The organism is Campylobacter canis (genome assembly GCF_045504005.1).
In the GTDB taxonomy this organism is placed as follows: domain Bacteria; phylum Campylobacterota; class Campylobacteria; order Campylobacterales; family Campylobacteraceae; genus Campylobacter_A; species Campylobacter_A canis.
This window is the reverse complement of record NZ_JBJJXH010000002.1, coordinates 92265-106466: the sequence shown is the minus strand read 5'-3', so window position 1 is coordinate 106466 and position 14202 is coordinate 92265. Positions and strand designations below refer to the sequence as shown.

Genomic DNA, 14202 nt, shown 5'->3' with positions numbered 1-14202 from the left:
TTTAGCCTAAATCAAAAAAGCTTTTCGATCTCGCGCATAAGCTCTTTGCCCTTAAATTTAGCCGTTAGCTTGACGATTTCGGTGCCGATTATCGCTCCGTCTGCAAAGCTTTTCACCTCGATAACGTCAGAGCTGTTTTTCACGCCAAAGCCTACGGCTACGGGCAAATCGCTCTTTTGCTTTAAATCTGAGACTAAATTCTTAAGCCTATCTATGCTAGCTCGCTGCGATCCGCTTACTCCTACCGCGCCAAGAGCATAGATAAATCCTGATCCAATGCTTAAAATTTTATCCGTTCTGTGAGCCGAGGTAACGCTTATTAATGGCACCAGATCAAGCCCGAATTTAGAGCATAGCCCGCTTACCTCTTCGCTCTCTTCAAAGGGCAGATCGGGTATGATAAATCCGCTTATGCCGACATCGCTTGAGCGCGCGATGAATTTTTCCACTCCGTAAGCGAAAATGATATTGTAATAAACCAAAAAGACAAGCGGCTTATTTACGCTTTGCTTGTACTCTTCAAGAAGGCTAAAAATTCTCTCGGTATTTACGCCGTTTGTTACCGCTTCAAAGCTTGCTTCGGCTATAAGCTTGCCGTCTGCCAGCGGGTCTGAGTAAGGAATTCCAAGCTCAAGCAGATCAAGCGAGCTAGCGTCTAAATTTAGTAAAAATTCGCGCGTGTGCTCAATGCTCGGATAGCCCGCTACTATGTAGCCGATGTTTGCTTTTTTGCCCTCAAAGGCTTTGGATATCTTAGCCATAAATTTTTCCTTTCTCATAGCTCATTACCGTGTTCATATCTTTATCGCCTCTGCCCGATACGTTTACTACGATAACGCTTTTTTTATCTAAATTCGGACATAGTTTTTCTAAATACGCAAGCGCATGTGAGCTTTCTATCGCAGGGATTATGCCTTCAAGGCGGCTTGTAAGACGAAGCGCGTTTATGCACTCATCATCGCTTACGGCTTGATATTTTACGCGCTTTATATCGTGCAGGTGCGCATGCTCAGGACCCACTCCTGGGTAGTCAAGACCCGCCGAGATACTATGTACGGGCGCTATCATGCCGAAGTCATCTTGTAGCACGATAGTCTTCATGCCGTGTATGATACCTTCGCGCCCTTTGGTAAGCGTGGCTGCGTGATATGGAGTATCCGCTCCAAGACCGGCCGCTTCTATGCCTACTAAATTTACGCTAATATCTTCTAAAAATCCGCTAAAAATTCCTATCGCATTGCTTCCGCCGCCTACGCAAGCTATTATGTAGTCGGCTTTTACTCCGTATTCTTTTAACTGCTCTTTTGTCTCGCTACCGATGACGCTTTGAAGCTCGCGCACGATCTTTGGATAAGGGTGCGGACCCACGGCAGAGCCTATGACGTAAAAGCTGCTTTCTATCTCATTTACCCACGCTTGAATCGCTGCGGTTGTAGCCTCTTTAAGCGTTTTTAAGCCGTCGTGAATGCTTACAACCTTTGCGCCGAGCAGATCCATTCTAAAGGCATTTAGTTGCTGGCGCGCTACATCGGTTGCGCCCATATACACATCGCATTCTAGCCCAAGAAGTGCCGCAGCAGTCGCAGTCGCTACTCCGTGCTGCCCCGCTCCCGTTTCGGCTAAGAGCTTTTTTTTGCCCATTTTTTTAGCTAATAGGGCTTGACCGAGAGCATTGTTTATCTTATGAGCGCCGGTGTGGTTTAGATCTTCGCGTTTTAGATAAATTTCATGTCCGTAATGCTCGCTTAGTCGCTTTGCGTGATAAAGCGGGCTAGGGCGACCGACGTAGTGCTTTAGCAGATCGTTAAGCTCGTCTTTAAACTCCTGCGTACCAGCTATCTTTTCGTAAGCCTCTTCAAGCTCTTCAAGCGCAAACATAACCGTTTCAGGCACGAACTGCCCGCCAAATTTGCCAAAATATGCTTTAGTGTTCATTGCTTACCTCTTTAGTTTTGAATTGCTTATTGTGTAAAATAATATCTAAAATTTTATAAGATTAATACTTTTGTTTTTTATAGAAAATAAAGAATTATGAAGATAATATAAAATGTTTACTTTTTAAATAATTTTTTCTAAAAGAGTATATTTTATGGAAAAGAGTTTATTTTATAGTCATGTTGACAAAAATGATAATAATTCGACGTTTCTTGAAAAGATAGAAAAATATTGTAATGAAAATCCAACAGAGCAAGTTTATATAATAAATAAGCCATTGGGGGAAAATAAATATAACTATCGCTACGAGGAGAATGCAATAGTTATTCTTTCTCCTAAGCATAAAGTTATATTTTTAGATTTGGCTAATAATGAAGATGAATTTGAGGAGTATTATGATGATTTTATAGAGGATTTGAGTTCATTATCTGATAAATTTAAATATAAGGAACATATAGGAAGACCAAGGGAGTGGAAAAAACATTTAACACATAAAGAAAAATATGATAAAAATACACAAATTAACGATTTGTTAATTAATAATATTTTATCAAATGAGCTACAAAGAAAAAATCAGTTATTAATTTCTCTTCTTATAGGCAGTATAAATAATATAGAAAAAATAGGAGTCGATGTACCAAAAACAATACTTGATAAAATTAAGAAAAATATAGTTTTATTTGACGGTCAGCAAACTCGTTTCATATATAAAGAATTTGATAATAAATCCGTTTTTATACAAGGATTATCAGGAACAGGAAAAACAGAGCTGCTTCTGCACAAGCTGAAAGAATTATATGGCTCTAAAGAATATTTGAAAATATTTTTTACCTGTCACAATATAGCATTGGCTAATAATTTAAAAAATAGAATTCCTGAATTTTTTAACTTTATGAAAGTTGAAAAACAGATAGATTGGAATAATCAACTTTGGGTTAATCATGCATGGGGGTCAGGTAGTGATAAAAATTCCGGATTATATAGTTATATTTGCGATTTTTATAAAATACCATTTTTAAATTTTAAACAAGGGCATGATTATGAAACAATTTTTAGCAAAGCGTTGAAATATATAGAGCATATTGAAGATTTTAGCTATGCATTTGATTATATTCTGGTTGATGAAAGGCAAGATTTTCCTGATATATTTTTTGAATTATGTGAGAAAATAACGCGACATAAAGTTTATATAGCAGGCGATGTATTTCAGGACATATTTGATAATATAAGTGATACAGAGCTTAATGTAGATATAGTGCTTAATAGATGTTATAGAACAGATCCAAGAACTTTAATGTTTGCTCAGGCTATAGGCATGGGTCTTTTTGAGAGTAAAAAGCTAAATTGGCTATCTGATGATTATTGGAGAATATGCGGATATAATATCAAGAGAGAGAAGGGCAATTTTTATTTGTCTAGAGAGCCAATAAGAAGATTTGATGAATTGGATTTAGAAAATATTCCTAGTGTTGAAATAAAAGAATATACAAAAAATAATATATTAAATACTATAAAACAAATTCAATTAGAAAATAATACACTAAAACCAGATGATATAGCTATAATTTGTTTGGATGATAGTAAAAATATTTATGAAATAATAGATAGACTAGCGTTTGCAATACAAAGTGAAATTGGTTGGGATATTAATAGAGCTTATGAAAGTAAAGAAAAAATAGAAAATAAGTTATTTATTAGCAATAGAAATAATGTTAAAGGGCTCGAGTTTCCATTTGTTATTTGTGTGACTAAAAGATTGGAAAATAATTATAGATATAGAAATAGTTTATATACTATGCTAACTAGATCTTTTATCAAGTCTTATTTGTTTATTGAGGATTACAATAATGAGAATATAGAATTGCAAAATAAAGGCTTAGAGATTATTAATAATGAAAAGCGCATAAAAACAGTTGAACCTACAGAAGAAGAAAAAGAGCAGATTAGAAAAACTATAATTAAAGTTAAAGAAGAGATGAATATGTCTTTTGATGAATTGTTAATAAATATCTTTAATGAATTAAAAATAGATTCAAAAGATAGAAAAAAGCTTACAAGGCACATTAATATAGAATTTGAAAATGAATCCAATGAACGCAAATTTGATAAAGATAAAATCAAAGAATTTATTAAAAAAATTAAGTCATAAGATTATATTGTGATGAAAGTACAAAAAGAATTTCATATATATGAAAATTTTATCGAAAACTTCTTTTTTAGAATTGATAGCAAAAAGCATATTATTCAGCTATTTATGGAGACTATTAGATACATATTGTCTTATGAAAATAAAAAATGCAACTATGCAGGCAAAATAATTTTGCATAAAAATAAGATGAGCAGAATATTTTTCTTTACTGAGGGAAAATATTTTTCTGTGTATTTTCCTTTTTCTATTGATTTTAATGATAAAGAGCTAAAAATTTATTATAAATCCATAGAAATTAATTATTATATTGTTACTAAAATACTAGAGATCATCAAGAGTGAAAAGTTTATATCAGAGGATATATATACCTTCATGGAAGCTTTTGAAGATACTTCAATAGATAGCGATATTTGCTTTTTTACTATATTGCGAGATCTTATACTTCTGGAAGACGGCTATATTAGATACGATGTTGATAAAAAGACTTATGAAGAGTATAGAGCAAAAGATATGCCGAATGTGCATCCGGAGCATCACTATGATTTATTTTATTCAAATCAAGCTACTTTTAAGCTTGGATTAAAGAAACATATTAATGAGCAACATTTTATTGATTTATTGGATATAACTACAGATTGTAATTTTGTTGCAAAATAATTAGCTGTAAAATCCGCTCAATTTTAATAGGCTCTTTTATTCCGTTTTCATCTTCGACTCGTGAGTTTATATCCAAAATTTTAGGCTTAAATTTAAGCGCTTCAAACGCGTTTGTTTCGTCTATACCGCCTGCTAATGCGAAACTAAAAGGCTTTAGGTCTTTTAAAATTTCCCAGTTAAAACTTGCTCCGTTTCCGCCTAAATTTTCGCCTTTATAATCATAAAGCACCAAATCATGTGGTTCGTTTGTGGCGATAAGTTTGTCTTTTACGCTTAAAACTTTCCAAACGCTTACGCCAAGATCATTTAAATTCGCATATAAATTTTCGCTTATCTCTCCGTAAATTTGAGCCACGTCAAGTCCTGCAAATTCGCAAATTTCCATTATCTCACAACTGCTTTGCTCGCCTCTTGACGTTAAAGAGCACTCGCTTGCACCGACAAATACCCCTACGCATTTTGCACCGAATTTATGAGCTAAATTCGCTATTTGCCGAGCGGTTTTGATATCCACTTGCCTTGGGCTTTTTGCAAGGATTACGCCGATAAATTTTACTCCGAGTTCAAGCACGCTTTTAGCCTCGTCCTCGCTTTTGATACCGCAAATTTTAAGCTCTGTTTTCATGATTTTGCCCCGATATAATCTTTAAAATACTCATAAACTTGCCCGCTATCAATCGCCTTGATTATAACGGCTTTTGCGTCCGTCGGGTTTGCGACGAAATTTGCCGTATAAAGCGCAAACATCGCGTTTAGCACGACTATATCAAATTTCGCTCCTCTTTCCTCGCCTTTTAAAATTTTAACCAAAGTTTGTGCGTTTTCTTCGGGAGTCCCACCCTCTATCTCGCTGTGAAATGCTCGCTTAAAGCCAAACTGCTCCGGAGTTACGGAGTATTCGTAAATTTCGCCGTTTTTAAGCTCGATTATCTTTGTCTCATCGCACAAGCTTATTTCATCAAGACCGTCCTCGCCGCGCACCACTAGCGCATGCTCGCGTCCAAGTAGCTTTAAAGTCTGCGCATAAAGCTTTAAAACAGGCTTGTGATATACGCCTACAAGTTGGTTCTTAAGGCTTAAATTTGGATTTAGCATAGGCCCGAGCACGTTAAACACCGTCCTTATGCCAAGGCGTGCTCGCACCTCTTTGACCTCGGCAACTAGCGGATGAAAAAACGGCGCATGGAAAAAGGCTAAATTTTTCTCATCAAGCAGCTCTCTTAGGGTGCTTAGTGAATTTGACATGGTTAAATTTATGCCTTCAAGCACATCCGAGCTGCCAGATCTGCTTGAAATCGCCTTGTTGCCGTGCTTTGCGACTTTAACGCCAAGGCTTGCAAGGATAAACGAAACCGCAGTTGAGATATTTATCGTCTTAAGCCCATCGCCACCCGTTCCGCACAGATCTATCATCGGCGAAGCGTCGCGGTAGGTTTGGGAGTATTTTAAGATGTTCTTAACGAGGCTTGCAAGACTCTTTGGATAAAGACTCTTTTCGCTAATTAGCACCAAAAGCGCTGCAAGCTGCGTTATCTCGTAATCCTTTGAAGCTATCAGCGCGCAAATTTGCTCAAAATCCCTATCGTCAAGTCCGACGTTATCTTGAAGCTTGATTAAAAACCTCTTGAAATTCGCAGGTTCGCTCTCTTGTATTTTGGCTTCGCTTTTAAAGTTTAGAAAATTTTCGATTATCTTTTTACCGTATTGCGTGAAGTAGCTTTCAGGGTGAAACTGTATGCCAAAAACGGGGCGATTAACTTCGCGAAGCGCCATTATTACACCATCATCGCTGATCGCAAGCGGTTTTAAATTTGACGGCAATTCATCAACATAAAGCGAGTGGTAGCGCATAACCTCAAATTTGGCCGGCAATCCTTCAAAAGGCGGGCTTTCTTCAAGCACATCGATAAATGAAGTCTTGCCGTGAAACGGCTTTTCAAGACGCTTTATGACTGCACCGCCTACTAGTCCGATCGCCTGATGTCCAAGGCAAATTCCCAAAATAGGCACGTTTAGATCGCTTTTTAAAATTTCAAGACAAATTCCGCTGTCTTTTGGATGTTTAGGTCCCGGGCTCAGCACGATCTTGCTTGGATTTAGCTTGCGAATTTCTTCAAGCGTGATCTTGTCGTTTCTTACGCTTATGACCTCTTCGTCGGTTAGCTCTTTGATGTATTGCTCGACGTTAAATACGAAGCTGTCGTAGTTGTCTATCAGAAGTATCATGTATGAGTTTCCCTTGCGTTATTTTTAAATACATTTAGCACCGAGGCGCGTTTTTTGCAAATTTCTTTGTATTCGTTCTCGCCCACACTGTCTATGACGATGCCCGCACCGGCTTGGATAAACACCTCGCTAGCGCCGTTTTTAGGCACAAAAACCGCACTTCGTATGAGGATAGCTTGCTGAGCATCGCCGTTAAAGTGAAAAAATCCTATCCCGCCTCCGTATGCGTTTCGCTTATAGCTTTCAAGCTCAGAGATGATCTCCATGGCGCGAATTTTTGGCGTTCCGCTGAGCGTGCCTGCGGGAAATACGCTAGAGACTACTTCAAACGAGCTTATATCGTCGCGTTTCATGCCATAAACATCGCTAGCCATGTGCATAACACTTTCATAAAAGACCACGTGCATCGGGTTTTTCACGCTTACGCTTGAGCTTTTTGCGACGCGTCCGATGTCGTTTCTGGCTAGATCGATTAGCATTTTATGCTCGGCGAGCTCTTTTTCGTCATTTATGAGCTCGTTTTTAAGCCTTTCATCTTCTATGGCGTCCTTGCCTCGCCCTCTTGTACCTGCGATCGGGGCTGCGAAAATTTGAGAGTTTTTTACTTCGCATACCAGCTCCGGGCTTGAGCCTACGATATCACCGTGCGGAGTCGGAAAGTGAAACATATAAGGGCTTGGGTTTGCCTCGCTTAATAACCTATAAAACTCAAGGCTGTCCATGTCGCTTATTAGTTTCATCTGCTCGCTAAGCACGACTTGAAAGATATCTCCGCTGTATAGATACTCCTTGGCTTTTTGAGTCATGTCTAAAAAGTGCTCGCGCTCTTTATCTAAATCCGTACAAATTTGATAAAAGCTATCTTTAGCTTTTAAATTTGACTCTTTGATCTCTTTTAAAAAGTCGTAATATCTGCTCTTTTCGCCGTAAAACGAGTAAATTTTGCTTGTCTTGTTAAAATGCAGATAGGCTCTTGCATTTGCGTATAAGAAATTTGGAAATTCATACTGCGAGCTTTGAAATTCGGGAATTTTTTCAAAATATCTCACGCTTTCATAGCCTAAAACTCCAAAAAGCCCCGCAAACGGCGCGCTGTGTTTTTGAGTTAAAAAATAGCTCTTAAGTCCTGCAAAATCAACATCATCGCTACTTATATACTCGCAATCTATCCCAATGATGGCTTGAGCGGTATCTTCTGCTAAAAAGCTGTTTTTAAATTTTTGTCTTATCGCTTCGTAATAAACTAAAGGCTCTAGTAAAAGCATATTAAATCCTAAAAAATAAGTAAAATATTATATGTAAAAAGAGCTTTTATATGCATAAAGGGCTAAATTTGGGTCGCTAAAGTAGAGTGCGCTGAGTAAAAAAGAGTAAAATTTAAGCGGGATAGACCTCAAAAGAGGTCTAAGATTATTCCGTTAAAGCTTTGTGGAAATTTGCTTGTATTCCGCTTATTTTTTCGACTATGTCGCAGTTTTGAGCGCCGTATCTTTTAGCGATATTTTTGATATCCTCGTAAGCTACGGTTGTTTTGCCCCCGTCTTTATAGATTAAAAATTTCATCGGCAGCTCAAGCGCGATTTGCGGTTCGCACTTCATTAAAAGCGTTCCGACTTTAGGTGCGCCAAATACCACCACGCTGGTTTCAGTCATCTCAAGACCTGCCTCTTTGGCTAGTTTTGAGTGGTTAAATACGTCAAAAAGCATAACTCCTTTTTCTTTAAGGATATTGCTAAATTTAGCTACCGTTTCATCTACGCTTAGACTGTTTGTGCCTTTTATAAGCATACTTTCACCTCCAAATGCCAGCGACGCTATCGCAGCTACCGATATGAGCAGTTTTTTCACCTATTCTCCTTTATAAATTTTAGATTTAGATTAAAACGTAATTATACTTTAACAAGCTTAATGCTAAAATTTGCCAAAAGGTTAAAGATGTTTATCGGATATGTTTTTTTGGGCGTTTTAGTCGGTTTTGTTTCGGGATTTTTCGGTATCGGAGGCGGCGCGGTAGTCGTGCCTGCGATGATACTTTTGGGATACGATATCAAATACGCAATCGGCGTTAGCATAATGCAGATGGTATTTAGCTCCATCTTTGGCTCGTTTGTAAATTTACGCTCCAAGATGCTTGATTTAAGACCCGCTTTGGTGCTTGGACTTGGAGGGTTTTGCGGTGCGCTTAGCAGTGGATTTATAGTCTCTCACTTTTCGTCTAAATTTCTACTTGGCGCGCTTATTACCGCTCAGATGATAAATTTAACCAAGCTTTTAACCAGCCCGCTTGAGCCAAAAGGAGAGCAAAACAGCTCGCAAATTTTACTGTTTGCCATAGGGCTTATCACGGGAGCTGTCGCTATTAGCGTGGGTATCGGCGGATCGGTTTTTGTTATGCCAGCACTTATCGGCTTTTTAAATTATGATATTAAAAAAGCAGTCAGCACCGGGCTATTTTTCGTAGTGTTTAGCTCAACTGCGGGCTTTATCAGCCTTGCTTCACATGGGCTGGTTCATTACGATATAGGTGTTGCTATCGGAATTGGTTCTTTGTTTGGGGTGTATTTTGGCGTAAAGACATCACACGCCATAGATAAAAAGAAACAAAAATACTGGATGATCGCTCTTATAACGACCATCCTTGTAATTACGATTAGAAAATTTCTAGCTGCTTAAAGGTTATTATTTAAATATTCAAACATATAAGATTTAGTTAGTTTATCTTCAAGATCTTTAACGTAATCTTTCACAGCTTTATCAAATTCCTTTTTGGTTTGAGTTTTTACAACCGAATTGCCGTTTCCAATAGTAAAGTTCAGCCCTCGCTCTTGTGCAAATTTTGAGGTTTGGTTTATAATGTCTTCTATCGTGTTTTTGCCGTTAAATTTAAGTGCTATAAATGCGTCGAAATTTGATAGATTTAAAACAGTGTTAAACATATCTGCAGGCAATATAACGGGACTACTTTCTATACTAAAATATTTAATATATTCTATAAATCTTTCTTTTAGTCTTGTTTTTCCTGGTTCATAATCTATTTTGTGTTTTTCATGAGTGCTAAATAGCGCGCAATCGGCGGATAAAATTTCCATAAAGCCCAGATATGCGGACTTCAGAGAGTTTTCATTGTCTTTTAAAAGTTCGGCAACTTGAGCAAAATTTATACTTGCCGGAAATACTTCGCTAAATACTTGATATAGCCAGTTGTAATTTGGATGCATAGGTTCATTGATTAAATTTTTATAATTTCCGTCTTTATCCTTGCTAAATGTTGCAATTAAATGCAATTTTGTAAGTTGATCAGGTCCTATATCGACATGAAAATTTTCTCCTAATAGATCTTTATGCACTATAAGACTTTTTCTAAAATCTTTATTTGTAAAAAAATCAATAGCCTGTTCCTTGTCTATCCTGTTTGTAAAATTTGCGTTTATATACCCGTCAAAGGCATCTAAGCCTAGATCTGCACGAAATACGTCATCAAGGTTTACATCCGTTAGGTAAGCAAGTTCGTTATCGTCAAGATTTTTTGCAAAATCTTTAAAGTACATAGGATTATTAAAAAATTCCAAATACTCATGTACTATATAAGAATCTGATCCTATTTTTTCTATTCCTTCAATATGCTCAAGTAGTAGCTTTGCGTTCATAAAATCGGCTTTTACACTATCTTGAGAGCAAAATTTCATATACTCTTTAAAAACCGTTAAGAGCTCCTTTGCTTTATTTGCCTTTACCATCTCGCTTTCGTCTTTTAATTCTTTTGTGCCAAATATCAAAAAATCCCTGATGATATCTTTTATCTTCCAGCCCGGATAGACGTTATAGCTTACATAGGCGATGCCGTTTTTACCAAGAAGCCTCTTGATACTTTTTAGTATCGCATCTTTTACCGCATCAGGAACCCAGCTATAAACTCCATGGCAGATGATATAGTCAAATTTGCCAAATTCTTTTACATCCTCATCGCTTAACTCACAGATATCCTTTTGGATAAATTTTATATTATCCACACGCATCTGTTTTGCAAGCTCTTTTGCTTTATTTATCTGAACTTCGCTTAGATCTATGCCGACAACTTTGGCATCCGGATTTGCTATAGCAAAAGGAAATATATTCCCGCCATAGCTACACCCTATCTCTAGGACTTTTGCACTTTTACTACTTGGCGGAGTGAAAGATAGAAAAGATGCAATAGCTTCAATACGGGTCGGAGAACATTCGGGAAATGCCATAGAAAAATAGGGGAGATTGTCATATGAATTTTGAATTTCTTTCATTAAAACCACCTTAAAATATTTTTATTGATTATATCTTAAATTTTCAAAATTAATCAGATATTTATACCGCTTTGATTAAAATAAATAACTTAAAATTTAGGCGATAATCATGAACGATACAATAAAAATCACAGGTGCGCGCGAGCACAACTTAAAAAATATAAATTTAGAAATTCCAAAAAACAAATTAGTGGTTTTTACGGGGCTTTCAGGCTCGGGCAAGAGCACTCTAGCCTTTGATACGCTTTATGCAGAGGGACAAAGACGATATATCGAGAGTCTTTCTGCTTATGCAAGGCAGTTTTTGGATAAGGTCGGAAAGCCTGATGTGGATAAGATCGAAGGGCTAACGCCTGCAATCGCAATTGATCAAAAGACCACAAGTAAAAACCCTCGCTCTACAGTCGGCACGATAACCGAAATTTACGACTATCTAAGGTTGCTTTATGCACGCGTTGGGATTCAGCATTGTCATCAGTGCGGTAAGCCGATCTCAAAGATGAGCGCAAGCGATATCATAAACGAAATTTCAAAGCTTCCTAAGGGCGCTAAAGTAGTGATTTACGCTCCGCTTGTGCGAGAAAAAAAGGGAACTTGGGCGGACTTAATCGAAAATTTGCGCGCAAAAGGCTTCGTGAGAGCGCAAATAGACGGTGTGATGGTAAGGCTTGATGAGGAAATCGAGCTAGCTAAAACTAAAAAGCACACCATAAAAGTCATAGTTGATCGCTTGGTTATCGATGATGAAAACCTTCAGCGTCTGGCTCAAGACGTAGAGAAGGCTTTGAGCGAGAGTTACGGCGAAGTCGAGATCGAGATAACTAATGCCGACGAGTTAAATTTAAAAGAGAAATTTATACATTACAGCGAGCATATGGCGTGCTTTGATTGCAAAATTTCATTTACTCCGCTTGAGCCGCTTAGCTTTAGTTTCAACTCTCCAAAAGGAGCTTGCGAGCATTGCGACGGACTTGGAATTCGCTACAGCCTTGATATGAATAAGATAATAGACGAGGAAAAAAGCGTAGAAACCGGCGCTATCAAGCTACTTTACGGCTACAATATGAGCTATTATTATAAATTTCTGCTTGCATTTTGCGAACAAAACGGCATTGACGTGAAAAAGCCATATTTTGAGCTAAATGAAGATGAAAAGCGCCTTGTGCTTTACGGCAATGCAAAAGAGGTTGAGTTTTTCTGGAAAAGACACAAGATAGCGCGTAAATTTGAAGGTGCGGTCAAGATTAGCTACGATTTATTAAAAGACTCCAAGGATTTTGGCGAGTATATGAGTGAAAGAGGCTGCTCTGAGTGCGGCGGACACAGGCTTAGACCGCAATCTTTAGCCGTGCGCGTAGCGGGGCTTGGGATCGGTGAAATTTTGGATATGAGTATAGAAAATTGCGTTGCGTTTTTCTCAGACTCTAGCAAATTTGACTACTTAAGCGAGCAAGATGGCATGATAGCTTCGCCTATCTTAAAAGAGATAAACGAGCGACTTTATTTTCTTTATGACGTGGGGCTTGGCTATCTCTCGCTTGGGCGGGACGCGCGCACGATTAGCGGCGGAGAAGCTCAGAGAATTCGCATCGCAAGCCAGATAGGAAGCGGTCTAAGTGGCGTTATGTACGTGCTTGATGAGCCAAGTATCGGACTTCATGAAAGAGATACTTTAAAGCTTATTAAAACTCTTAGAAATTTGCAGTCAAAAGGCAACTCCGTAATCGTGGTAGAGCATGATAAAAAGACGATAGAGGAGGCTGATTTTGTGGTTGATATCGGTCCTGCAGCGGGTAAATTTGGAGGCGAGATTATATTTAGCGGCGATGTAAAAAGCCTTATGCAAACCAACACCTCAACCGCTTTATATCTAAGCGGTGAGAAAAACATCAACTATCAAAAAAACAGAAAGCAAGAGAAGTGGATAGAAATTTCAAACGTAAATATCAATAACATTTCAAATTTAAGCGCCAAATTTCCTCTTAGAAATTTAGTCGGTATTACGGGCGTTTCGGGCTCTGGTAAAAGCTCGCTCATACTTCAAACCCTGCTTCCTGAAGCACAAGAGCAGCTAAATAGAGCCAGAAAAGTTAAAAAGATAGCGGGCGTGAATTTAAGCGGACTTGAAAATTTAGACAAGGTTATCTACCTTGACCAAAGCCCGATAGGTCGCACTCCACGCTCAAATCCTGCGACATATACGGGCGTGATGGACGAGATAAGAAATCTCTTTGCACAGACCAAAGAAGCAAAGCTTAGAGGCTATAAGATCGGGCGTTTTAGTTTTAACGTCAAGGGCGGCAGGTGCGAGAAGTGCCAAGGTGAGGGCGAGATAAAGATAGAGATGCACTTTTTGCCCGATGTGATGGTGGTTTGTGATGCTTGCAACGGCTCCAGATATAACGCTCAGACGCTAGAAATTTTATACAAAGGCAAGAGTATTGCAGATGTGCTAAATATGAGTATCGATGAGGCGATAGAGTTTTTTAAAGCGGTTCCTAAAATTTACGCTAAGCTTAAAACCCTGCAAGATGTCGGGCTTGGCTACATCACGCTTGGGCAAAACGCAACCACGCTAAGCGGCGGCGAAGCTCAGCGCGTGAAGCTCTCAAAGGAGCTTGGCAGAAGCGATACGGGAAATACGCTTTATATACTTGATGAGCCTACAACGGGGCTTCACTTTGCCGATGTCGATCGCCTTACGCAAGTGCTTCATCATCTAGTCGAGCTTGGGAATTCGGTATTTGTGATCGAGCATAATATGGACGTGATTAAAAATTGCGATTATATCGTTGATATGGGACCTGAAGGCGGCTCAAAAGGCGGCAAGATCATAGCCGTAGGAAGCGTGAAAGAGGTCGCTAAAAATCACAAAAAAACAGGCTCTTACACGGGTAAATTTTTAGCCGAGGAGCTTGATGAGATGAAAAGCAAGCTAAAGTCTAAACAAGGATAGTT

The 14202-nt window shown here is 38.3% G+C and carries 11 protein-coding genes; 4 read left to right on the top strand and 7 right to left on the bottom strand.

What is annotated here, in order from left to right; translation table 11 throughout:
* Nucleotides 1–11: 11 nt before the first annotated feature.
* Both trpA and trpB read right to left on the bottom strand, forming a co-directional pair.
* Nucleotides 12–761: a tryptophan synthase subunit alpha gene (trpA, locus tag ACHJH3_RS02625; RefSeq protein WP_407063466.1), complete on the bottom strand. Its 750-nt coding sequence runs from the start codon at nucleotides 759–761 to the stop codon at nucleotides 12–14.
* Nucleotides 754–1935, bottom strand: a complete 1182-nt coding sequence (trpB, locus tag ACHJH3_RS02620) for a tryptophan synthase subunit beta (protein WP_172129296.1) — start codon at nucleotides 1933–1935, stop codon at nucleotides 754–756. The genes trpA and trpB overlap by 8 nt, the downstream gene beginning before the upstream one ends.
* Nucleotides 1936–2089: 154 nt before the next feature.
* On the opposite strand from trpB, the gene ACHJH3_RS02615 reads away from it, so the two are divergent.
* Both ACHJH3_RS02615 and ACHJH3_RS02610 read left to right on the top strand, forming a co-directional pair.
* Nucleotides 2090–4084 (top strand): DEAD/DEAH box helicase, encoded by a 1995-nt coding sequence (locus ACHJH3_RS02615; protein WP_407063465.1) that lies wholly within the window; start codon nucleotides 2090–2092, stop codon nucleotides 4082–4084.
* A gap of 9 nt (nucleotides 4085–4093) precedes the next feature.
* Nucleotides 4094–4741: a hypothetical protein gene (locus ACHJH3_RS02610; RefSeq protein WP_407063464.1), complete on the top strand. Its 648-nt coding sequence runs from the start codon at nucleotides 4094–4096 to the stop codon at nucleotides 4739–4741.
* On the opposite strand, the gene ACHJH3_RS02605 is transcribed toward ACHJH3_RS02610, so the two are convergent.
* From ACHJH3_RS02605 to ACHJH3_RS02590, 4 genes are all read right to left on the bottom strand, one after another.
* Nucleotides 4713–5366, bottom strand: coding sequence for a phosphoribosylanthranilate isomerase (locus ACHJH3_RS02605; protein WP_407063463.1), 654 nt, complete (start codon nucleotides 5364–5366; stop codon nucleotides 4713–4715). The two genes, ACHJH3_RS02610 and ACHJH3_RS02605, sit on opposite strands and share 29 nt — an antisense overlap.
* Entirely contained in the window at nucleotides 5363–6967 is a 1605-nt protein-coding gene (gene trpD, locus ACHJH3_RS02600) for an anthranilate phosphoribosyltransferase (protein WP_407063462.1), read from the bottom strand. The genes ACHJH3_RS02605 and trpD overlap by 4 nt, the downstream gene beginning before the upstream one ends.
* Nucleotides 6964–8232 (bottom strand): anthranilate synthase component I family protein, encoded by a 1269-nt coding sequence (locus ACHJH3_RS02595; protein ID WP_407063461.1) that lies wholly within the window; start codon nucleotides 8230–8232, stop codon nucleotides 6964–6966. The genes trpD and ACHJH3_RS02595 overlap by 4 nt, the downstream gene beginning before the upstream one ends.
* A 145-nt stretch (nucleotides 8233–8377) precedes the next feature.
* Nucleotides 8378–8815: a DUF302 domain-containing protein gene (locus ACHJH3_RS02590; protein WP_170018881.1), complete on the bottom strand. Its 438-nt coding sequence runs from the start codon at nucleotides 8813–8815 to the stop codon at nucleotides 8378–8380.
* A gap of 87 nt (nucleotides 8816–8902) precedes the next feature.
* Between ACHJH3_RS02590 and ACHJH3_RS02585 the strand changes: the two genes are divergently transcribed.
* Complete coding sequence (locus tag ACHJH3_RS02585) at nucleotides 8903–9640, top strand: sulfite exporter TauE/SafE family protein (RefSeq protein WP_172200968.1); 738 nt, start codon at nucleotides 8903–8905, stop codon at nucleotides 9638–9640.
* Here the strand turns inward: ACHJH3_RS02585 and ACHJH3_RS02580 are convergent.
* The gene (locus ACHJH3_RS02580) at nucleotides 9637–11244 is read right to left on the bottom strand and encodes a methyltransferase domain-containing protein (RefSeq protein WP_407063460.1); all 1608 of its coding nucleotides are present in this window, start codon (nucleotides 11242–11244) and stop codon (nucleotides 9637–9639) included. The two genes, ACHJH3_RS02585 and ACHJH3_RS02580, sit on opposite strands and share 4 nt — an antisense overlap.
* A 109-nt stretch (nucleotides 11245–11353) precedes the next feature.
* On the opposite strand from ACHJH3_RS02580, the gene uvrA reads away from it, so the two are divergent.
* On the top strand, nucleotides 11354–14200 hold the full coding sequence (gene uvrA, locus ACHJH3_RS02575) for an excinuclease ABC subunit UvrA (RefSeq protein WP_407063459.1): 2847 nt from the start codon (nucleotides 11354–11356) through the stop codon (nucleotides 14198–14200).
* Nucleotides 14201–14202: the final 2 nt, after the last annotated feature.